The sequence below is a fragment of the Bacillus cereus group sp. MYBK222-1 genome (genome assembly GCF_051916425.1).
Classification (GTDB): domain Bacteria; phylum Bacillota; class Bacilli; order Bacillales; family Bacillaceae_G; genus Bacillus_A; species Bacillus_A paranthracis.
Genome location: NZ_JBQAGP010000002.1, coordinates 568,386 through 590,685 on the forward strand (window position 1 = coordinate 568,386; position 22,300 = coordinate 590,685).

Genomic DNA, 22,300 nt, shown 5'->3' on the forward strand with positions numbered 1-22,300 from the left:
TTATTCATTCTATTAAAAGACGACTCTTATTATTATATACTATTTTTAATTTATACATAAAGAAAAAGCATGATTTCATTAGGAAATCATGCTTTTCTCTCATTATTGACGCTTTATAAATTTCGCTAAGTCTTTAAATTTCACTTTGTCTGAGTAATTCATTACACCATTTACGTAAATGCGGCTTGTTAGCATATTGACGATAACAATAGTCACCAATAAAATGACTAACGTCACAATAATTTCTACAGTGCCCGCTTCACCAGATACAAGTCTTGAAAAAGTAACCATAGGTGTAAAGAATGGAATATATGAACTAACTATAGCTAATGTACTATTTGGATCAAATAATGATTTAAGACTAATAAAAAATGCCGCCATACCTAACATTGTAATTGGGAACGAAAGAGATTGCACATCCTCAATTTTTGATACAACAGCACCAACCGCTGCATATAGCATTGCGTATAGTAAGTAACCCGTAACAAAATACACAAAGAACATACTAATTACTACAGCATCCAATTTAGAAAAATCTAGTGTAAGTCCTATTAAGGATGCATTATCTAAATCCACCCACCCTAATAAATTTGGTACAAGAAAACCGAAAGAAGCAATAACAAGTAATAGTAAAGCACTAGAAACAATTGCTAAAATTTTGGCATGTAGCATTGTTAATGGTTTTACTTTCGGAAGCATTAACTCCATAACACGAGATGATTTTTCAGATGCCACAGTTGTTCCAATTGCAGCACCAAAGATAACAATAAACATATATAAAGCAAACGAGAAAACATAACCAATTCCAAAGGAAGATGCATGATCCTTTACTGCCTCTTGCTTTAACGGAATTTCCATCTGTAACTGTTTGGCTACTTCTGCAGATACATTATTTTTTTCGATCATTACCGCTGTATATTGTTCTTTTAAATAACTCGCCATAAGTGTAGCAGTTGATTGACTTGGAAAACCACTATACATATACGTCACTTCTGGAATACCATTCTTTTCTGTAATACGGAATAAACCGTCTAAATCCCCATCTTCTACTTGCTTACGTAACTCATTAAACTTATCCTTATTTTCTACCGTTACTTTAGCAGACGGGAGTAACTTTGTTACATCACTTTCTTGCACTTTATACGTATCACTTTCTGTTACTACAGCAAATTTATCTTTTCCTTTATCATTATCAGCAGTGAAATGATTAAAGGCAAAAAGACCAAACACAACTAAAAACAAAATCGCACTCGTAATTAATGATTTTTTAGATAAAAATGCTTCTCTAAAATAAAATGAAAATACGTGAGAAAATTTACGCATCGTTATTTCGCCCTCTCTACAAAGATTTCGTTTAACGTCGGCTCTAACATCTTAAATTGTCGTAAGGTAACACCTTGTTCTTGTAATTGTTGTAAAATGTTTAGAGCTTCTGCATCATCTTGTACTCGCACATAAAGAAGGCCTTGTTGTTTTTCATACGATACATGTATAGATTCTAATCCCTTCTCATTCACTTCTGTATCTTCAATCGTTAAATTACGAAAACCATATTGTTTTTTAATATCACTTAACTGACCTTTTACGACTGCTTCGCCTTTTTTCAGAATACATACATGTTGGCAAAAAGCCTCTACTTGTTCCATACGATGACTAGATAAAATAATTGTCTTTCCGCTCTGTACTTGTTCTTCAATAATGCTAGCTAACATTCCAGCATTCACTGGATCCAGTCCGCTAAATGGCTCATCTAAAATGAGAAGTTCTGGATTATGAAGAAGAGCAGCAATTAATTGAATTTTTTGCTGGTTCCCTTTTGAAAGCTCTCCTGCTGTTTTAAATTTATATTCTGGTATTGCTAATCGATCTAACCAATGATCAATAGCAAGATCTACTTCTTTTTTCGTCATTCCTTCTAATCTACCAAAATATCGCAACTGGTCTATTACTCTACTTTTAGTATATAAACCTCTTTCTTCTGGTAAGTATCCTATCGTTACCCCACTAGTCCCAAATGGTTTTCCATCCCATGTAATAGAGCCTTCATTAGGCGTTAATAATCCGAGAAGCATTTTGATTGTCGTTGTTTTTCCTGCACCATTTCGTCCAAGTAATCCTAACACTTCACCTTTTGGTAACGAAATTTGCAAGCCGTTAACTGCTTTTGATTCCCCAAATTGTTTCGTTAAGTTTTGAATTTGTAAACTCAAAGTATAAAGCCTCCCCTTTAGTATCATTCATACTCTCTTTCAAAGACTATGTTTATTCAGGATAAAATATAGCACTACACTCCATCCTCTTATTATGTAGCATCTCTCTAATCCATCATTTGTTTCATTTAGTTAAAATTGTAAATAAAATTACATAGTTTGTCAATTATTATTGTCATTTCGACAATTAAACTTGTCAAAATAATTCCCATCATTTTTTCCCATCTTTCTAATATAGGACATACTACTATATATACAAAAGACAATATGCAAATGTTCATACAAAAAATATTATTTTTCGATATATAATATTAACTGGTTTTCTAACATCAAGGAGGGTACATATGAAGATGAAAAGGGGCATTACCACTTTATTATCTGTAGCGGTTCTATCTACATCACTTGTAGCATGTTCAGGAACACAAGAGAAAACAGTGGCGAAAGAAGAGAAAGTAAAATTAACAGACCAGCAATTAATGGCTGATTTATGGTATCAAACAGCCGGTGAAACGAAAGCACTGTACTACCAAGGATACAATATCGGTCAATTGAAACTTGATGCAGCTCTTGCAAAAGGAACCGAGAAAAAACCCGCTATCGTACTTGATTTAGATGAAACTGTTTTAGATAACAGTCCTCATCAAGCAATGAGCGTAAAAACAGGAAAAGGCTATCCATATAAATGGGATGACTGGATTAATAAGGCTGAAGCCGAAGCCCTTCCAGGTGCAATTGATTTCTTAAAATATACAGAGTCTAAAGGTGTAGATATTTACTACATCTCAAATCGTAAAACGAACCAACTAGATGCAACAATTAAAAATCTTGAGCGTGTAGGCGCTCCTCAAGCAACGAAAGAACATATATTACTACAAGACCCGAAAGAAAAAGGAAAAGAAAAACGACGTGAACTCGTTTCTCAAACACATGATATCGTCTTATTCTTCGGTGATAACTTATCTGACTTCACTGGTTTTGATGGAAAGTCTGTAAAGGACCGAAACCAAGCAGTAGCAGATTCAAAAGCACAATTTGGTGAGAAATTTATTATTTTCCCTAATCCGATGTATGGTGATTGGGAAGGCGCTTTATATGATTATGATTTCAAAAAATCAGATGCAGAAAAAGATAAAATCCGCCATGACAACTTAAAATCATTTGATGCAAAATAAAAGAGGATGGCATGTGCCCTCCTCTTTTATTGCATATTTCTCGTTAAAGGTAAAATAAACACTTCTACACGTCTATTTTTCGCTTTTCCTTCTTGCGTATCATTTGGAGCAATTGACCGATATTCTCCGTAACCAACTGCACTAAATTTTCCTGGTTGTAATTCTTTATTTTGCAGTAATACTTGCATAAAATTAACTGCCCGCTGCGTACTTAATTCCCAGTTCGATGCAAATTGCGCATTTGCAATAGGAACATTATCTGTATGTCCAGATACTGTGATTTCACGAGGTGATGCTGAAACAAGTAAATTAGACATTTCTTTCGCAATACTTAACGATTCTAATTTTACGTCCGCTTTCCCAGAATCAAATAGTACATTTTCTAATATCGTTACCTTCAATCCCTTTTCTGTTAAATCAGTTTTAAAAGAAGAAGATAATCGATTTTCCTCAATATACTTATCAATACCTTTTTGTACCGCTTTTAATTCGTTCATTTCTTGTTGCTTTACTTCAGCTTCAGCATTCTTTTTAATCTTCTCAGACTCTAAACTACTTGCTGATAATTCCTTTTCATCATTTGGCTTCTGATCACTTAAAAATTCTTTGTTACCTGTTCCACCAGCTAATTCACTTCGAAAAGCAACAGCCATCTGTTTAAACTTAGCAGCATCTATACTGCTCATTGCGAATAAAACGATGAACAATGCAAACAACAACGTTAACATATCAGAATAAGGGATTAGCCAAGTTTCATCGATATGTTCTTCGTGTTTTTTCTTTTTACTTCTTCTATTTTTTTTACTCCGCATTTTTTTCTGCCCCTTTTTCAAGCTTTTTGCGCTCAGTTGCAGAAAGTGCACCTAAAATGCGGTTCTTCATAATAAACGGATATGTACCTTCTTGTAACATTAATAAACAATCAATAATTAAACGTTTTTTCTCTAATTCAGCTGCAGATTTTTGCTTTAATTTATTTGCAAATGGATGCCATAGTATATAACCTGAGAAAATACCAAAAATCGTTGCAATAAATGCACCCGAAATAGCGTGACCTAACTTTTCAATATCAGTTAAATTACCAAGTGCAGCTACAAGACCAATAACAGCACCTAAAACCCCTAATGTTGGTGCATATGTACCAGCTTGAGAAAAAATTGCTGCCCCCTTTGCATGCCTTTCTTCAATTGCTTCTAATTCAGCTTCTAAAATCTGTTCTAAATCTTCTGCAGATACGCCATCAATCACAAACTTCATACCACGCAAAAGAAATTCATCTTGAATTTTGTCTAATTGCTGCTCTAAAGACAAAATACCGTATTTTCTACTTTCAGATGTCCAATGAACAAACAATTCTAGCAACTGTTCATAACTTAAATCTTTTTTATTAGAACCAAAAAGAACTTTAAATAATTTTGGAATCTTTTTTAATTGATCCATCGGAAATGCGATACATACTGCAGCAAATGTACCAACAAAAATAATTAATGCTGCGGCAGGATTAACTAAGGCCATTACGTCAGCGCCCTTGACGACCATCCCTACAACTACCGCCACTACTCCTAAAATGATTCCAATAAGTGTTGCAAAATCCATTCCCATTCACTCCTAGTCTATACAAGAAGTTCTTTATTCTCGATAATCGCTACATCTTCTTATGTATATATATTACATAAAAAATGAATTTCATGAAAGATAAGAAATGAATTATATAAAAAAATACTACAATTCCACACATTTTCTGACATTTTCTTTGCATTTCTATTACGTTACGACTCTTATATTTCTTTTTCAGTAAACTAGACTTATAATAAAAAACGATACATAATTTATTAAGAAAGGATTGTGATTACAAGGCATCATGAAAAAAATAATCCTTATTTCTGCCGCTACTATTGTAATCGGTATCACTTCTTTCGCTTACTTTGATTCTAAATCGCCACTACAAAATGAGGCGAAAGCTGTCGAAAGTCAACAGCATAATAATCACCAAAAAGAAGAGATTCCTGCTTTTCCAAAAGCTGATCATAACGCCAAGAAGCTAGACAATGATTTTTCCGTTGTAACAAATCCAGATTCTAACCTTGTATTAGTTAATAAACATCGAAAACTACCAGACGGATATACACCTGAAGACTTAACAAGACCAAATGTACCATTTACTAGTCCAAAAGATAAAGAAAAAACATTGCTACGCAAAGATGCTGCAGATGCGCTTGAAAATATGTTTGCAGCAGCAAAAAAAGAAGGACTTGAACTTACAGCTGTATCTGGTTATCGTTCATACAAACGCCAAAAATCATTACATGATACATACGTTAGACGTCAAGGAAAAGCTGAGGCAGATTCAGTAAGCGCCATTCCTGGTACGAGTGAACATCAAACTGGTTTAGCAATGGATATTAGTTCAAAATCTGCTAAATTCCAATTAGAGCCTATTTTTGGAGAGACAGCCGAAGGTAAATGGGTTGCAAAACATGCTCATGAATTTGGCTTTGTCATTCGTTATTTAGAAGATAAAACAGAAACAACAGAATACTCATATGAACCGTGGCATTTGCGCTACGTTGGAAATCCATACGCTACATACATATATAAACATCATTTAACATTAGAAGAAGCGATGGAAGACAAAAAATAAGAGAGCATGTTGCTCTCTTATTTTTCTTTCACTCTATTATTGTAGTAATTTTTTCTTCCACTCTTCAGGCCACGGTTCGCCTCTTCCTGTTTTTTTCGACGCTTGGACCATCATTCCACGACCAACTAAACAAACCTCTCCTTCTGCATTCTTCACCATATAATGCAAATCTAATGAAGAATTTCCAACTGATCCCGCTTTTACATACACCTTCAACTGTTCATCAAAATATATTTGTTTAATAAAATTACATTGTAAATCCGCAACAACAATCATCGTTTCTGAAGATTCATGCGTCCATTCTTGCATAAATCCAAGTTCTTTAAACAATGCGATACGCGCTTCTTCAAAATAGGTGAAGGCAACGACATTATTTACATGTCCAAACATATCTACTTCACCAAAACGAACCTTTACAGGATTGTAAAACGAAAAACCACCTTCCCATTGCTCAAAGTCTTCAATATAAGAAATCCTCTTCATTGTTCCCTCTCCTTTTCGCTTCAAAATAAACAGAATAAACAGAAAAATACAGTTATAAATATTGCCCCTTCGAAATGAAGAGGCAATATTTTTTAATAGTTATTGTCGCTACCAAAGAAATCTTTGAACGATTGAATTGTTGTATCACGGTTTAACGCCGCAATTGAAGTTGTTAATGGAATACCCTTTGGACATGATTGCACACAGTTTTGAGAGTTACCACAGTTTGCAAGTCCTCCATCACCCATAATTGCACGTAAGCGATCTGCTTTATGCATTTCACCCGTTGGATGTGAGTTAAATAAACGAGCTTGTGATAACGGTGCTGGTCCAATAAAGTCCGATTTACTATTTACGTTTGGACATGATTCTAAGCAAACACCACATGTCATACATTTTGAAAGCTCATAAGCCCATTGACGTTTCTTCTCTGGCATTCTTGGTCCTGGTCCTAAGTCATACGTACCATCAATTGGAATCCAAGCTTTAACACGTTTTAGAGCATTAAACATGCGACTACGGTCAACTTGTAAGTCACGAACAACCGGGAATGTCTTCATCGGTTTTAAGCGAATTGGTTGTTCTAATTGATCGATAAGCGCTGTACATGATTGACGTGGTTTTCCGTTAATTACCATCGAACATGCACCACATACTTCCTCTAAACAGTTCATATCCCATGCAATCGGAGTTGTTTTGTTTCCTTTTGAATCAACAGGATTACGACGAATTTCCATAAGCGCCGAAATAATATTCATATTCGGACGATACGGAATTTCAAACTCTTGGTCAAACGCTTGCGCATCTGGTCCGTCTTGTCTCGTAATGATGAGGCGGATTGTTTTCTCAGACATGTTGTTTATCCCCCTTCTCTTCACTCTTAGCAGCTACATCGTGTTTTGAAGAATAATCACGTTTACGTGGTTTAATTAATGAAATATCCACGTCTTCGTAATGGAATGCCGGTGCATTTCCTTCTCCTTCAAATTTCGCCATCGTAGTTTTTAAGAAGTTTGCATCATCACGATTTGGGAATTCAGGTTTGTAATGCGCCCCACGGCTCTCATTACGGTTATATGCACCAATTGTAATAACACGTGCTAATTCAAACATATTTGCAAGTTGGCGTGTAAATGAAGCACCTTGGTTGCTCCATCTCGCTGTATCGTTAATGTTAATACGTTTGTAGCGAGCCATTAACTCTTCAATTTTTGCATCTGTTTCTAATAATTTTTTATTTTCACGAACTACTGTAACGTTATCTGTCATCCATTCTCCAAGCTCTTTATGAAGAACATACGCATTTTCGTTACCATCGAGCGTTAAAATATTGTTAAATTTCTCTGTTTCGATTAATTCATTTTGTTCATACACAGTAGATGAAACAGCATCTGATGATTTAGAAAGACCTTTCATATATTCAATTGCATTTGGTCCTGCTACCATACCACCGTAAATTGCTGATAATAGTGAGTTCGCGCCAAGACGGTTACCACCGTGCATAGAATAATCACACTCACCTGCTGCAAATAAACCTGGAATGCTTGTCATCTGCTTATAATCAACCCATAGCCCGCCCATTGAATAGTGAACAGCTGGGAAGATTTTCATTGGTAGTTTACGAGGATCATCACCTGTAAATTTCTCATAGATTTCAATAATTCCACCAAGTTTAATATCTAGTTCTTTCGGATCTTTATGAGAAAGATCTAAGTACACCATGTTTTCACCGTTAATACCTAGTTTTTGCTCTACGCAAACATCAAAGATTTCACGCGTTGCGATATCACGAGGTACAAGGTTTCCGTAAGCCGGATATTTTTCTTCTAAGAAATACCATGGTTTACCATCTTTATATGTCCAAACACGTCCACCTTCACCACGTGCAGATTCACTCATCAGACGTAATTTATCGTCTCCAGGAATTGCCGTTGGGTGAATTTGAATGAACTCACCGTTTGCATAATATGCGCCTTGTTGATATACAGCAGAAGCTGCTGTACCTGTATTGATAATGGAGTTTGTTGATTTTCCGAAGATGATACCAGGGCCCCCTGTTGCCATAATCACGGCATCAGCTCGGAAACTTCTAATCTCCATAGTTTGTAAGTCTTGTGCAACGATTCCTCGGCACACACCTTCATCATCAATAACAGCTCGTAAGAAATCCCAACCTTCATATTTCGTTACAAGTCCTGCTACTTCGTGACGACGTACTTGCTCATCTAATGCGTATAGTAATTGCTGTCCAGTTGTTGCACCAGCAAATGCTGTACGGTGATGTTGCGTTCCACCAAAACGACGGAAATCAAGAAGTCCTTCTTCCGTACGGTTGAACATAACACCCATACGGTCCATTAAATGAATGATACCAGGTGCTGCTTCACACATTGCTTTAACTGGTGGTTGGTTCGCTAAGAAGTCCCCACCATAAATTGTATCGTCAAAGTGGATCCATGGAGAATCCCCTTCACCTTTCGTATTTACGGCACCGTTAATTCCACCTTGGGCACATACAGAATGCGAACGTTTTACTGGTACTAAAGAGAACAGTTCAACATTTACTCCTGCTTCCGCCGCTTTAATCGTTGCCATTAAGCCAGCCAAGCCACCGCCGACTACTATAAGTTTCCCTTTCATGCTCTCCCACTCCTTACTGGTTTGCTAGCTGTGGATCGATGAACGCTAATAATGCACTCACACCTACATAAGATAGACCTAAGAAAATAGCTAATGTTACATAAGTAGAGATTCTTTGTGAACGTGGAGATACTGTAATTCCCCAGCTGATGCAGAATGTCCATAGTCCATTTGCAAAGTGGAAAATTGTTGAAACAACACCAACTAAGTAGAATGCAAACATAGCTGGATTGTTTAAAATATCTGCCATCATGTCATAGTTTACCTCTTTACCTAACATTGCTTGAATACGAGTTTCCCAGACGTGCCAAGAAATGAAAATCAGTGTAACGATACCTGAAATTCTTTGGAAGACGAACATCCAGTTACGGAAATAACCGTAAGAAACCGCATTGTTCTTAGCTGTAAATGCAATATATAAGCCATATATAGCATGGTACAGTATTGGTAAAAAGATAATGAAAATTTCTAGCGCATACCGGAATGGAAGGAGCTCCATAAAGCCTGCAGCTTTGTTAAAAGCCTCTGCTCCTCGTGTTGCAAAGTTGTTTACAATTAAATGTTGCGTCAAAAAGACACCAACCGGGATGACCCCCATTAATGAGTGCCACTTACGAAACGTATATTCGCGGCCTTTCATGTCCCCATTACCCCCCTTGAATGATTGACTGCTGTTTTCAGATTAGTTTATGGCAATAATGTTTTTTCACTATTGGCATAAGAAAAACTGAAAAAATTATTCGAAATATTTCAGCATAATTTGATACCAAGTTCATTTTACTCCTATTTTTGTCGAAGCGTCAAGAAAACGTATACATAATTTGCATATAATTTGCCAATTCTTTTTTTCTTCTTATATATTCAGATTTTCCCAAAGAAAAATCTGTTTTTATAAATGAGAAATGTTATATAATAATCCCTATAGAAAGAGGGGAATATTGTGAGTAAAAATACAATCGATACAACATCTTTAGAAGATGTTTCATTGAACGCCTTCGCTTACGAATTGCTACGTGAAGAATTACTACCTGATTTAATCGGTAACGATCTAGATGGTATTTTATACTGGTCCGGTAGAAACCTTGCAAGAAAATATCCACTAGACACAATTGAAGAAGTCATTCAGTTCTTTGAAAAAGCTGGCTGGGGCACTTTAAGCATTATTGAACATAAGCGTCGTGAAATGCAGTTCCAACTTAAAGGCACACTCATCGCTGAACGTCAAAAACAAAAAAGACATTCTTCTTATCAATTAGAAGCTGGGTTCATCGCTGAACAAATTCAAAAGCAACGAAACGTCGTTGCAGAGTCCTACGAAGAAAAGAAAAAACGTTCAGACTCTATTACATTTCTCGTAAAATGGGATATAAAAGATCTCATTGAAGTGTAGCATTACCCGCGGTCAACTAGACATATCAGTTTAGTTGACTTTTTGCATTTTCATTCATTTGAATTTATTTTAAATCTTCAGAAATTATACCAAAAAATAGAAGACGTTGTAAACTACAACGTCTTCTTATCCGCTAAATAACTATAAATCGTCTCTGCGACATTTTTCGGCATACCCGCTTCGACAAATTCTGTTACAGAAGCCTCTTTCATCTTTTTTAGCGATCCGAAATGTTTTAACAATATCTTTTTTCGTTTATCTCCAATTCCAGGAATATCATCGAGTGCCGATTGAATGACAGATTTCCCGTGTAATTGACGATGGAATGTAATTGCAAATCGATGCACTTCATCTTGAATGCGCTGCAATAAATAAAATTCTTGGCTATTTCTCTCAAGCATCACAGGTTCAGGTGGATCTCCAATAATTAAATGAGATGTTTTATGTTTGTCATCTTTTACAAGACCTGCCATCGGAATATATAAACCGAGCTCATTTTCTAAAACATCACTTGCAGCCGCCAGATGACCTTTTCCGCCATCAATAATGATTAAATCTGGTAAAGGTAACCCCTCTTTCAGCGCCCTTGTATAACGGCGTCTCACAACTTCTCTCATAGACTCATAATCATCTGGTCCTTGAACTGTTTTAATTTTATATTTCCTGTATTCTTTCTTAGCTGGTTTCCCATCAATAAAAGCAATCATTGCCGAAACAGGATTTGTCCCTTGAATATTTGAGTTATCAAACGCTTCAATACGATAAGGCGTTTCAATTCCGAGCTGCTTCCCTAAATTCTCTACCGCTTTAATCGTTCGCTCTTCATCACGTTCAATTAAATAGAATTTCTCTTCCAAGGCAATCTTCGCATTTTTATTTGCCAGTTCTACAAGATCTTTTTTCTTACCGCGTTTCGGCTGTGTCGCTTCCACTTCTAAAAAGCGTTCTACTAATTCTGAGTCTATACTTCCTGGAACGACAATTTCCTTCGGCTTAAAATGACTGCTGTTTTCATAAAATTGACCGATAAACGTTAAGAACCCCTCTTCTGGTTCATCGTAGATTGGAAACATAGAAACATCACGTTCGATTAGCTTTCCTTTTCGAACGAAGAAAACTTGAACACACATCCACCCTTTATCAACTGCATAGCCAAACACATCACGGTCCACTAAATCACTCATAATCATCTTTTGTTTTTCCATAATCGCATCGATATGAGCGATTTGATCACGTAACTCTTTTGCACGTTCAAACTCTAGTTTCTCTGAAGCTTCATACATTTTTGTTTCTAATTCCGAACGAACTTCTTTATGTCCACCATTTAAAAACTTAATAATTTCATCTACAATTTCTTTATTTTGTTCTTCCGTAACTTCTTTCACACAAGGTGCTAAACATTGACCCATATGATAATATAAACAAACTTTATCGGGCATATTTGAGCACTTACGAAGCGGGTACATACGATCTAGCAGTTTTTTCGTTTCATGAGCTGATTGTGCATTCGGATAAGGACCAAAATACTTTCCCTTATCCTTTTTTACATTTCGCGTAATAAGTAATCGCGGTTGTTTCTCAGCTGTAATTTTAATAAAAGGATATGTTTTATCATCTTTTAATTGAATATTATATTTTGGGTCATGTTTTTTTATTAAGTTTAACTCCAAAATGAGCGCCTCTAGATTTGAGGAGGTTACAATATATTCAAAATCTACAATTTCCCCTACTAGCCGAAGTGTTTTTCCATCATGCGAACCAGTAAAGTACGAGCGCACACGATTTTTAAGCACTTTTGCCTTTCCGACATATATAACCGTTCCTTGCTTATCTTTCATTAAATAACAACCAGGTTGATCTGGTAAAATAGCCAACTTCTCTTTTAAATGTTCGTGCACTCGTTACCCTCCATTTCTACATGCTTAGCATTTTTATTTTCACATGAAAACATACTATGCCAAAACACCCAACATACGTTCTTTCATTGTAACGGAAAGGTGTAAAAAAGGAAAATAAAAAAGGCTACCAAATGGTAGCCTTTTTATTTTAGAAGTGTTTAGAAACTAATTCTACTAACGCTTCTTTCGGTTTGTAACCTAACGCTTGATCAACTACTTTACCGTCTTTTAATACGAAAAGAGCTGGAATGCTCATTACTTCGAATTGACGAGCAGTTTCTTGATTTTCATCCACGTCTACTTTTACTACTTTTACTTTTTCGCCTAGTTCTGCATCAATTTCCTCTAATACAGGAGCGATCATTTTACAAGGTCCACACCAAGGTGCCCAGAAATCTAATAATACAACACCTTCGCTAGTTTCTGCTGCGAAGCTTTGGTCATTTGCGTTTACAATTGCCATTTTATTTCCTCCTTCAAGTATATTCTACCAAGAGTATATCATTAACTTATATACGTGGCGAATAATATGTATCGTTATGTATTGTAACAAAAAAGTGTTCCTTTATACTATATAAAAATACGGATTAAATACTAAAAAGATGAGAGACAGGGGATCTCTCACCTTTTTCTATATATAGGGGTACTTCACTTGGAACTCAAGGGTACTCAAATCATGAATGTACTTTTAACTTTTTAAACTCTTCTGTTAAAAGAGGTACCACTTCAAATAAATCGCCAACAATACCGTAGTCAGCTACTTTGAAGATACTTGCTTCTGGGTCTTTATTAATCGCAACGATTATTTTTGAGTTAGACATACCAGCTAAATGCTGAATCGCTCCAGAAATACCGCATGCAATGTATAGGTCTGGCGTAACAACTTTACCAGTTTGACCAATTTGTAATGAGTAATCGCAATACTCAGCGTCACAAGCACCACGAGATGCTCCAACAGCGCCGCCTAATACATCAGCTAACTCTTTTAATGGCTTGAACCCTTCTTCACTCTTCACACCGCGTCCGCCAGCGATAATCACTTTTGCTTCAGAAAGATCAACGCCTTCTGCCGTCTTACGGACGACATCTTGAATGATTGTACGTAAGTCTTTCACATCTACTGTAATAGAAGACACGTCACCACTGCGAGACTCATCTTTTTCAAGCGTTGCGATGTTATTTGGACGCACTGTCGCAAATAAGATGCCGTCTGTTACAATCTTCTTCTCAAACGCTTTACCAGAGTAAATTGGACGAGTAAAGATAACATTTCCACCTTCAACTTCTAAAGCAGTTACGTCAGAAACTAGACCAGCTTCAAGCTTCGCTGCTAATTTTGGTGATAAATCTTTCCCAAGTGCTGTATGTCCAAATACAATTCCTTCTGGATTTTCTTCAGCATATACAGCTAAAAATGCTTGTGCATAGCCATCAGATGTATATGATTTTAATTTATCATTTTCAACTGTCACAACGCGATCTGCACCGTAATGAATCAATTCATTTGCAAAAGAAGCAACGCTATCTCCAACTAGAAGACCTACTACTTCACCGCCTTCTGCAATTGTTTTTGCTGCTGCTACCGCTTCAAACGAAACGTTACGTAGCGATCCATCACGAACTTCACCCATTACTAATACTTTACGAGCCATAGATTTTCCCTCCTGCATATATAATTTCGTATTTTATTAGATTACTTTCGCTTCTGTATGGAGCAACGATACAAGTTCTTTTACTTGATCTTGCAGCTCGCCTTGTAACACTTTTCCTGCATCTTTCTTAGGAGGCAAATAGATTTCAATTGTTTTTGTCTTTGCTTCCACATCATCTTCTTCTAAATCTAAATCATCTAATTCTAATTCTTCTAGTGGCTTTTTCTTCGCTTTCATAATACCTGGAAGCGATGGGTAACGAGGTTCATTTAAACCTTGCTGTGCTGTTACTAAAACTGGTAATGAAGTTTCAATCACTTCTGTATCACCTTCAACATCGCGCTCAATCTTCACGTTTGTACCGTCAATTTCAAGTTTTGTAATTGTCGTTACGTACGGAATATTTAACGCTTCAGCTACACGCGGACCAACTTGTCCAGATGCACCATCAATTGCAACGTTTCCGCCTAAAATTAAATCTGCATCTTTATCTTTTAAATATTCAGCAAGCACTTTTGCTGTCGTGAACTGGTCACCATTTTCTACATCATCTTCAATATTAATTAATACCGCTTTATCGCAGCCCATCGCTAACGCCGTACGAAGTTCTTTCTCACTATCTTCGCCACCAACTGTTACGACAGTAACTTCTCCACCTTGTGCGTCTCTTACTTGAATTGCTTCTTCAATTGCATATTCATCGTAAGGGTTGATGATGAATTCCGCTTCGCCATCGTAAATTGCACCGTTTTTAATTACGATTTTTTCTTCTGTATCAAATGTTCGTTTCATGAGTACGTAGATGTTCATTCCATTTACCCCCTTGTTTTTCAGAAAGATTCTATCAATTTTAATTTTCTGTTAATTTATATTAAAAAAATAATTGAACTACCTGCCGCTAAATGAAGGCTTACGTTTTTCTAAAAACGCCGCTACACCTTCTCTTCCATCTTCACTCGTAAATACTTCACCAAAGATTTGAGCTTCGCGTTGTACACCTTCATAATAATGAGACGATTTCGTCGTTTGCAATAACTCTAGTACAGCACGAGTCGTCGCTGGGCTTTTTCCAGCAATCTGTTTTGCAACTTTAAGCGTATCATCTAAAAATGTTTCTTCAGCAAAAACTCCGTTAACTAGTCCCCATTTTAATGCTTCTGCACCAGTAATCGGTGTACTTGTTAACATCATTTCACAAGCTTTCGCTTTCCCAACATAACGTGGTAATCGCTGTGTACCTGCAAATCCAGGAATTAATCCAAGTGTTAATTCAGGTAAACCAAGTTTTGCACTTTCAGTTGCAAAGCGCATGTGGCAAGACATAGCAAACTCAAGGCCGCCGCCAAGTGCCGCTCCATGAATTGCCGCGATAACTGGTTTTGAACATTTTTCAACGCGCTCAAACGTAACTTGTCCAAGCTGCGCTAATTCAGTCGCTTGCTTCGCTTCAGTAACAGATGTAAATTCTTTAATATCTGCTCCCGCCGAGAAGAAGCGCCCTTCACCGTGAATAACAACAACACGAATGTTATCATCCTTCTCCACTTGATCAATTAATTCAGTAACGTCATGCATAACTTGTGAAGACATCGCGTTAGCTGGCGCATGATTTAACGTAGCCACCGCGATATGATCTTCAACTCTTACAGATAGGAATTTCAACATGATCCCTCCCATTATTGACGATAACCACAAGCTGCAATAAGTAGCCCATGTACCGTTTTTGAAAGTGCGACCAGATCATACTTATGATCGCTCATTACCCAATTGGTCACAACTTCATCTACTGTTCCAAAGATCATTTGTCTTGCCACGCGAACATTTAAATCCGCTTGGAATTCACCTTGCTTTATACCAGTCTCTAAAATCTCATCAATAACTTGTAAGTAGCCTTTTAATACTTCATTTATTTTCAGGCGTAAGTCTTGATTGGACTGTCTTAGCTCTAATTGCGTAACGATAGCAAGAGGATCATTTTGCGACAACAGCAAGAAGTGCGTTTCTACCAACATGAATAACTTCGATACAGCGCTTTCAATTCCTGCTGTTTTTTGACGAATTGTTTCGACAAATTCTCCCATCTTCTCTTGGAATAAGGATATTAATATATCTTCTTTATTTTTAAAATATAAATAAATCGTGCCATCAGCTACCCCAGCTTGCTTTGCTATTTTAGAAACTTGCGCTTGGTGGTACCCATTCTCCGCAATCACAATGACTGCCGCATCAATAATTTGATTGTATTTCGGTCTATTTTTCTTCACTTTACTGTCCCCTTCAAGAAGATGACTGAATGAATAGTCATTCATATTCTTATAATACTGACTATTTAGAAAAGTGTCAATCCCATTTTTTCAAAAAGAAAGGGCCTTAGCCCGTTTGCTCATCCTCATTCTTTCTTTTCTCTTCCTCAATTAGGACACGGCGCAAAATTTTCCCAACTGTCGTTTTCGGCAGTTCATCTCTAAACTCATATACTTTCGGAACTTTATAGGCCGCTAAATATTTACGAGCAAACTGATTTAATTCTTCCTCAGAACACTCTGTACCTTCTTTTAACACAACAAACGCTTTAACTGTCTCTCCCCTATACGGATCGGGAACTCCAATCGTCACTACTTCTTGCACTTTTTCATGCTCATATAATACTTCTTCTACTTCACGAGGATACACATTAAATCCACTCGCAACAATCATATCTTTCTTACGATCTTTCACATAGAAAAAGCCATCTTCATCCATGTAGCCAACGTCCCCTGTATGGAGCCATCCATCTTGCAGTACAGCTGCTGTTTCTTCTGGCTTATTCCAATATCCTTTCATAATTTGAGGACCTTTTACTACAATTTCACCGATTTCTCCCGGTGGTAATGCCTCACCAGTTTCAAGCGACATAATCATTGCTTCTGTATCTGGCCACGGAACTCCAATGCTACCTGGCACTCGCTTTTCCCATAAAAAATTACTATGTGTAACTGGAGATGATTCTGTTAAACCATATCCCTCTACGAGTTTACCCCCTGTAACTGTTTCGAACTTTTCCTGTACTTCTACTGGTAGTGGTGCTGATCCACTAATACAAGCACGAATAGACGAAATATCGTATTCTTTTAAAAGCGGGCTATTTAAAAGAGCGATATAAATAGTTGGTGCTCCTGGAAACAATGTCACTTTATGCTTCTTAATCGCTTCAAAAACCATTTTCATATCAAATTTTGGAATAAGAACCATTTTGTATCCTTGCATAATACTTAAATTCATGACAGCCGTCATGCCATACACGTGGAAAAATGGAAGAACCCCAAGAACGACTTCTTCTCCTTCTTTGCAATTATATAACCATTGAACTCCCATCAAAGTGTTAGAAACGAGGTTTTTATGCGTTAACATAACGCCTTTCGGAAATCCAGTTGTTCCTCCTGTGTACTGTAAAAGAGCTAAATCATTTTCAGGATCACAAGGCACCTCAACATCCGTATTCACTTCTTTTTCTACTGAGTTCCAAAGGTGAATCGTTTCACTCTCTGATACTTTCACAACTAAATTTGACTGTTTTTTCTGCACAAATGGATACAATAGATTTTTAGGGAAGGGCAAAAAGTCCGCAATACGAGTTACGATAATATGCTCAATTTTTGTAGCAGATTGAACATTCGTTACTCTTGGGAACACTAAATCGAGGCAAAGAATGACTTTTGCTCCCGAGTCATGAAGTTGATATTCTAATTCTCTTTCTGTATATAATGGATTTGTTTGGACTACGATACCTCCCGCAAGTAATGTACCGTAATAACCGATTACAGCTTGCGGACAATTCGGCAACATAATGGCAACTCGATCACCCTTTTCCACACCGAGCTTTTGAAGATAATTTGCAAATCTCTTCACCTTATCATGAAAGTCTGAAAATGTAATATCCTTCCCTAAAAAGTGAAGCGCTTTCTTTTCTGGGTAGCGAGAAGCCATCTGTTCTACATATTTATGAAGCGGCTGAATATCATAAGAAATTGTACTTGGAATTTCCTCTGGATAATTTTTCAACCATGGTTTTTCCACCTTCATTCCCCCTTCAAATACATAAAAATAAATGAATGTTCATTCATGAGGTTGTTTTCATTATATTATAGTCACCATAACGTTACAATCATAATATTCTGACTTTTATATAACTATGCTTCACTCCATTAACTTCTTATTATATGTACAAACTCTCCTAATCTATAAAAAAATAAGAGAGTTATTATTTAGCTTAATCTTATTATCGTTAACACAGCTCCTGGTGTAGTTGTTGATAATGTTGCAACAGCTAACAAACCAAATAGTTGCAAACTAATAGCATCTCCTGCTGCAAGAGTTGTAATAATTGTTGCGCTAAATGATGTAGTTGCTAACGCAGGAGAATTGATCGTCCCAGCAAGTGGTGCTCCATTAATTGTAATCCGTGAACTGACTAATAACGAAGCCGTTATATTAATTGTATATGAAATATAATAATTCCCAGCATTTGCAACCGTAAATACTGTATTTCCACCAGAAACAGTAATTCCTGGACCGATGTTTTGATTATTCGGAAGCGGGACATTCGTTCCACCAAGAAGTACCGATATCGCTGTTCCCGACGTATTATTTGCAAATGCATACGTCGCCGTGATACTTGTACCTGTAGCTCCGGTTGGACCTGTTGCTCCGGTTGGACCTGTTGCTCCCGTTGCTCCTGTCGCTCCCGTTATTCCTGTCGCTCCCGTTGCTCCTGTTATTCCTGTTGCTCCCGTTGCTCCCGTTGCTCCCGTTGCTCCCGTTGGACCTGTTGCTCCCGTTGGACCTGTTGCTCCCGTTATTCCCGTTATTCCCGTTATTCCCGTTATTCCTGTCGCTCCGGTTGAACCGGTTACTCCAGTTGGACCTGTTGCTCCCGTTATTCCTGTCGCTCCCGTTGCTCCTGTTATTCCTATTGCTCCTGTTATTCCTGTTGCTCCTGTTATTCCTGTCGCTCCCGTTGCTCCCGTTGGACCTGTTGCTCCCGTCGGACCGGTTGGGCCTAGCTTAGGCACTGTCCCATCGCAACTAAAACAACACGAATCAACATGTACACCATTTTGATTATTACAACTACAATATCCATTTATATTATTTCTCCATGAAGACATGTTGATCACTTCCTTTACTTCGATCTTTTAAGTAAAATCATCTAGTTAAAAAACACCTATCTAACTAACAAAGAAATAATTTACTTAATAGGATAAACACAGATACATTCCATAGATTCTAGTAATTATTACATGCAATTTGCTCTCCTTTTGCTTGTACTTTCGCCTCATCTCCACAGATTATTAACTATACACATTTCACTTTGTATTGGGACGATTGCATATCCGAAAGAAATCCCTTCCAGCCTTGTCGTTGCTGTAATTGGAGCACCTTATTTCTCATGTTTGATGAGGAAGAGTGAAAAGAAGGTTAATTAAAAACCAGCTTCATATATGAAGCTGGTTTTTCTATTATGGCATAGAGTGAAACTATAATTAGACTTTTACAGGCAACCTGACTTCCATCTAAATTCTTCAATCTAGCCGAGTTTTGAGACGGGAGTTTTACTGCCCGTTAATACGGGATAAAATTAATATAAGCTTTGTACATAAAATATATAACAAGTGAATACATGATTATATTGAACACACTTCGTTTTAAAGTTAACTTTCTCTTTAATTCCTTATCTTGTAATTTTAGTTCTATTCCGTTCGCTACTTTCAATCCACCTATTATTTGAAATAGCCCTCTGTAATCATCAGCATTCCCTAACAATACGTATTCCTTATCATTTTTATACTTTATATACAGAAATTCACTTCCATTTCTCTATTCATTACATATACGAATAAAAAGATTGTTTTTCTGACACTTTTATAAATATTTTCTAATTATTTTTATAATGTAGCAATATTTAACGAAAGCTTTTCTATTAAAAGGGAATGCATCACTTCTCTCGAATTTAATGTATGAACATAAATAGGGGGGATAACAATAATGTACCAAACAATTGAAGGCTTCTTGCAATCATGGACATACGAGGCTGCGTCTACTCAGAAAATGCTTGATTCATTAACCGATGCATCTTTATCACAAGAAATTGCACCTGAGCATTGGACGTTAGGCAGAGTTGCTTGGCATATCGTGACGGCAATTCCTGTTATACTATCTGGTACTGGGCTTAAGTTTGAAGGAGAAACGAAAGATTATCCTGTTCCAACTTCAGCAAAAACAATTGCAGATGGATATCGTAAAGTGAATACAGCTTTTGTTGAAGCACTTCAAAGTAAATGGGCTGATAAAGATTTAGCAACTATTAATGACTTCTTTGGTCGTCCTATGCCAAATTCTATATTTTTAATGACACTGATTAATCATCAAAATCACCACCGCGGACAAATGACGGTATTAATGAGGCAAGCTGGCTTAACAGTCCCTGGCGTATATGGCCCCGCAAAAGAAGAATGGGCTGCCGCTGGAATGGAAGCACCTAAAATGTAACAACAGAAACAGACAAGGTGTTTACACATCTTGTCTGTTTCTGTAACTTGTTTCATGTGAAACTTTATAATGCATCTTCCCTCTCTATATTTTTAATTCCGTAATATGCAATCACCACTCCAATTGCTGCAAGTGCTAGTTGAAGGGGAAGAAAAGTTGCTGTAGAAAACTCTGGATTGCTATTCATTGCAATTGCGACAACGATAAGAGATGAAACAATTGTAGTTGGCACGGAACGTTTACGCATTCCGAAATATAATGGGATTAAACTCATTCCCGCAGTTGCAATGGCTAAAGGAACTAGTTTTATTCCTTCTTGCATCAATTGATCTACTGTGAATGAATGAGGAAGAATTGAAAAATAACTATCTATCCCAAAGAAAATTCCTACTACTAAAATGTTAGATACAATAACTGTTATAAATGTTACTATCGCTGTAATAGCCAACTTACTAGCCATCATTTTCTTTCGGTTAATAGGATAAGAAAACATAAGTAGTATTGTTTTATTTTTATATTCGCCAATTATTAACCTTGCGATTAATACACTACCAAAAATAATAAATGTTGCTCTTACTATTGTGCTAGCCATTAACAAAATGGCCTGCGGATCTCTTATTTCTGGATCTCCCTCTATTTGAGAAACGATGCTAACAAAAATCAATAATGCCAGTATAGCAAGATTTGCAATTACTGCTCTCTTCACGTACCAGCCAAGTTTAATTTTCTTCAGTTCTAGCTTCATAAGACGTAGCATGATAGTCCTCCCTCCTCCTAAGACTTAATCAATATAAATGACCCCTGTCTTACTTAAAATCTCCACTTTGTTTTTTGCATCACCAATCGTTCCTACTTTTATTTTTTCTGTATTTTTATCTTTCTTAAGTCCTTTTAAATCCACTATTACGTCAGTCAAATTACTTTTAGCCGTAAGTTGTAAAGAAGTCGGAACCCCTTTATATCGTACGCCAATATCCCCTGATTTTGTTTCTATAAATAATGATTTTCCTTCTGTCATATCTTTCAGCAATACTTCCCCAGATGTTGAAGTGATGTTCATATTTGAGTTACTTACATTTGTTATATAGTTATCACCAGTCGTAGACTTTATATTTAATTCTTGTACTGAACTATCTTTTACAACTAACTCTCCACTTTGCGATATAAATTCACCTTTCTCGGCTGATAGTCCTACAATCATTCCATCCCCAGATTTGCCTTTCGTCATGATACTTTTCACTACTAGATCTCTTATTTTCACATCACCCGATTTATTATTTACTACAATTTTATCTATCTCTTTCTTCGGAATAGCTATACATATACTATTTTTCTTTCTAAACGTAAAACCATTAAAAAATTTGGCTGCCTTTTGTTTTTGCTTAATCACAATTTTATTTTCGTCATTTTCTATTTTGACGGGATCTATCTCTTTATCCGCTTGTTCACCTTGAGCGGAAATTACTATTTTATTAGCGTCTGTACTTTTAAATTCAAGATTCCAGTTTTCATTGTCTACTTCTATTTCTTTTATATTATTTATCTCAAAAGATTTTTCTTTCTTAAAATCTTTCCCCTGAAATACCTTAATACCAAAAACTACACTAGCAATTGTAATGAATACTATTGCAATTACTATCATTTTTTTCATTATTCATACCCCAGTTCGTTTTTGTTTTAAGCTTA

The 22,300-nt window shown here is 36.5% G+C and carries 22 protein-coding genes and 2 pseudogenes; 5 read left to right on the plus strand and 19 right to left on the minus strand.

Annotation, left to right across the window (positions count from 1 at the left end; all coding sequences use genetic code 11):
- Positions 1 to 102 precede the first annotated feature (102 nt).
- Entirely contained in the window at positions 103 to 1,323 is a 1,221-nt protein-coding gene (locus ACTFR9_RS14955; RefSeq protein WP_001225004.1) for an ABC transporter permease, read from the minus strand.
- A 2-nt stretch (positions 1,324 to 1,325) separates the two neighbouring features.
- A complete protein-coding gene (locus tag ACTFR9_RS14960) occupies positions 1,326 to 2,210 on the minus strand; it encodes an ABC transporter ATP-binding protein (RefSeq protein WP_000058124.1) in 885 nt (294 codons plus the stop codon).
- Between the two features lie 344 nt (positions 2,211 to 2,554).
- Here ACTFR9_RS14960 and ACTFR9_RS14965 point away from each other — a divergent pair, with 344 nt between their 5' ends.
- Positions 2,555 to 3,382, plus strand: a complete 828-nt coding sequence (locus tag ACTFR9_RS14965; RefSeq protein WP_000782776.1) for a 5'-nucleotidase, lipoprotein e(P4) family — start codon at positions 2,555 to 2,557, stop codon at positions 3,380 to 3,382.
- Between the two features lie 26 nt (positions 3,383 to 3,408).
- Here the strand turns inward: ACTFR9_RS14965 and motB are convergent, their stop codons facing one another.
- Positions 3,409 to 4,194, minus strand: coding sequence for a flagellar motor protein MotB (gene motB, locus ACTFR9_RS14970; protein WP_001256753.1), 786 nt, complete (start codon positions 4,192 to 4,194; stop codon positions 3,409 to 3,411).
- The gene (gene motA / locus ACTFR9_RS14975; protein ID WP_000344867.1) at positions 4,184 to 4,978 is read right to left on the minus strand and encodes a flagellar motor stator protein MotA; all 795 of its coding nucleotides are present in this window, start codon (positions 4,976 to 4,978) and stop codon (positions 4,184 to 4,186) included. The genes motB and motA overlap by 11 nt, the downstream gene beginning before the upstream one ends.
- Before the next feature lie 265 nt (positions 4,979 to 5,243).
- Here motA and ACTFR9_RS14980 point away from each other — a divergent pair, with 265 nt between their 5' ends.
- On the plus strand, positions 5,244 to 6,023 hold the full coding sequence (locus tag ACTFR9_RS14980) for a M15 family metallopeptidase (protein ID WP_000720579.1): 780 nt from the start codon (positions 5,244 to 5,246) through the stop codon (positions 6,021 to 6,023).
- A 36-nt stretch (positions 6,024 to 6,059) separates the two neighbouring features.
- Here the strand turns inward: ACTFR9_RS14980 and ACTFR9_RS14985 are convergent, their stop codons facing one another.
- The 4 genes from ACTFR9_RS14985 to sdhC all read right to left on the minus strand — a co-directional run bounded on the left by ACTFR9_RS14985 (position 6,060) and on the right by sdhC (position 9,786).
- On the minus strand, positions 6,060 to 6,506 hold the full coding sequence (locus ACTFR9_RS14985; protein WP_076856095.1) for an acyl-CoA thioesterase: 447 nt from the start codon (positions 6,504 to 6,506) through the stop codon (positions 6,060 to 6,062).
- Positions 6,507 to 6,598: 92 nt separating this feature from the next.
- The gene (gene sdhB / locus ACTFR9_RS14990; RefSeq protein ID WP_001291826.1) at positions 6,599 to 7,360 is read right to left on the minus strand and encodes a succinate dehydrogenase iron-sulfur subunit; all 762 of its coding nucleotides are present in this window, start codon (positions 7,358 to 7,360) and stop codon (positions 6,599 to 6,601) included.
- Complete coding sequence (gene sdhA / locus ACTFR9_RS14995; RefSeq protein ID WP_000676735.1) at positions 7,353 to 9,146, minus strand: succinate dehydrogenase flavoprotein subunit; 1,794 nt, start codon at positions 9,144 to 9,146, stop codon at positions 7,353 to 7,355. Before sdhA ends, sdhB begins: the two co-directional genes overlap by 8 nt.
- 13 nt (positions 9,147 to 9,159) lie before the next feature.
- Positions 9,160 to 9,786 (minus strand): succinate dehydrogenase cytochrome B558, encoded by a 627-nt coding sequence (gene sdhC / locus ACTFR9_RS15000; protein ID WP_000678354.1) that lies wholly within the window; start codon positions 9,784 to 9,786, stop codon positions 9,160 to 9,162.
- A 300-nt stretch (positions 9,787 to 10,086) separates the two neighbouring features.
- Here sdhC and ACTFR9_RS15005 point away from each other — a divergent pair, with 300 nt between their 5' ends.
- Positions 10,087 to 10,536, plus strand: a complete 450-nt coding sequence (locus ACTFR9_RS15005) for a YslB family protein (protein WP_000042220.1) — start codon at positions 10,087 to 10,089, stop codon at positions 10,534 to 10,536.
- Positions 10,537 to 10,649: 113 nt separating this feature from the next.
- Here ACTFR9_RS15005 and uvrC read toward each other — a convergent pair whose 3' ends face one another.
- The 8 genes from uvrC to ACTFR9_RS15045 all read right to left on the minus strand — a co-directional run bounded on the left by uvrC (position 10,650) and on the right by ACTFR9_RS15045 (position 19,233).
- On the minus strand, positions 10,650 to 12,434 hold the full coding sequence (gene uvrC, locus ACTFR9_RS15010) for an excinuclease ABC subunit C (RefSeq protein WP_000544272.1): 1,785 nt from the start codon (positions 12,432 to 12,434) through the stop codon (positions 10,650 to 10,652).
- Positions 12,435 to 12,582: 148 nt separating this feature from the next.
- Entirely contained in the window at positions 12,583 to 12,897 is a 315-nt protein-coding gene (trxA, locus tag ACTFR9_RS15015) for a thioredoxin (protein WP_001018943.1), read from the minus strand.
- 211 nt (positions 12,898 to 13,108) lie between these two features.
- Positions 13,109 to 14,086 (minus strand): electron transfer flavoprotein subunit alpha, encoded by a 978-nt coding sequence (gene etfA / locus ACTFR9_RS15020; RefSeq protein ID WP_000101965.1) that lies wholly within the window; start codon positions 14,084 to 14,086, stop codon positions 13,109 to 13,111.
- A gap of 36 nt (positions 14,087 to 14,122) precedes the next feature.
- Positions 14,123 to 14,896, minus strand: coding sequence for an electron transfer flavoprotein subunit beta (gene etfB, locus ACTFR9_RS15025; RefSeq protein WP_001029030.1), 774 nt, complete (start codon positions 14,894 to 14,896; stop codon positions 14,123 to 14,125).
- Positions 14,897 to 14,974: 78 nt separating this feature from the next.
- Positions 14,975 to 15,751 (minus strand): enoyl-CoA hydratase, encoded by a 777-nt coding sequence (locus ACTFR9_RS15030; protein WP_000911295.1) that lies wholly within the window; start codon positions 15,749 to 15,751, stop codon positions 14,975 to 14,977.
- Between the two features lie 11 nt (positions 15,752 to 15,762).
- Positions 15,763 to 16,350: a TetR/AcrR family transcriptional regulator gene (locus tag ACTFR9_RS15035; protein WP_000742222.1), complete on the minus strand. Its 588-nt coding sequence runs from the start codon at positions 16,348 to 16,350 to the stop codon at positions 15,763 to 15,765.
- A 106-nt stretch (positions 16,351 to 16,456) separates the two neighbouring features.
- Entirely contained in the window at positions 16,457 to 18,142 is a 1,686-nt protein-coding gene (locus ACTFR9_RS15040; RefSeq protein WP_000414715.1) for a long-chain-fatty-acid--CoA ligase, read from the minus strand.
- A 188-nt stretch (positions 18,143 to 18,330) separates the two neighbouring features.
- Positions 18,331 to 19,233 carry a BclA C-terminal domain-containing protein gene (locus ACTFR9_RS15045; RefSeq protein WP_229136252.1) on the minus strand — a complete coding sequence of 301 codons (903 nt, stop codon included), beginning with the start codon at positions 19,231 to 19,233 and terminating at the stop codon, positions 18,331 to 18,333.
- A gap of 213 nt (positions 19,234 to 19,446) precedes the next feature.
- Between ACTFR9_RS15045 and ACTFR9_RS15050 the strand changes: the two are divergent.
- Positions 19,447 to 19,551: pseudogene (locus ACTFR9_RS15050) on the plus strand (iron ABC transporter permease); the annotation flags it as partial.
- A gap of 136 nt (positions 19,552 to 19,687) precedes the next feature.
- On the opposite strand, the pseudogene ACTFR9_RS15055 reads toward ACTFR9_RS15050, so the two are convergent.
- A pseudogene (locus tag ACTFR9_RS15055) lies at positions 19,688 to 19,942 on the minus strand (septation ring formation regulator EzrA); the annotation flags it as partial.
- Between the two features lie 168 nt (positions 19,943 to 20,110).
- On the opposite strand from ACTFR9_RS15055, the gene ACTFR9_RS15060 reads away from it, so the two are divergent.
- Positions 20,111 to 20,614 carry a DinB family protein gene (locus tag ACTFR9_RS15060; RefSeq protein WP_000284962.1) on the plus strand — a complete coding sequence of 168 codons (504 nt, stop codon included), beginning with the start codon at positions 20,111 to 20,113 and terminating at the stop codon, positions 20,612 to 20,614.
- Between the two features lie 64 nt (positions 20,615 to 20,678).
- Here ACTFR9_RS15060 and ACTFR9_RS15065 read toward each other — a convergent pair whose 3' ends face one another.
- Positions 20,679 to 21,371, minus strand: coding sequence for an ABC transporter permease (locus ACTFR9_RS15065; protein ID WP_076856094.1), 693 nt, complete (start codon positions 21,369 to 21,371; stop codon positions 20,679 to 20,681).
- 24 nt (positions 21,372 to 21,395) lie between these two features.
- Positions 21,396 to 22,265, minus strand: a complete 870-nt coding sequence (locus ACTFR9_RS15070) for a DUF4097 family beta strand repeat-containing protein (protein ID WP_076856093.1) — start codon at positions 22,263 to 22,265, stop codon at positions 21,396 to 21,398.
- Between the last annotated feature and the right edge of the window lie 35 nt (positions 22,266 to 22,300).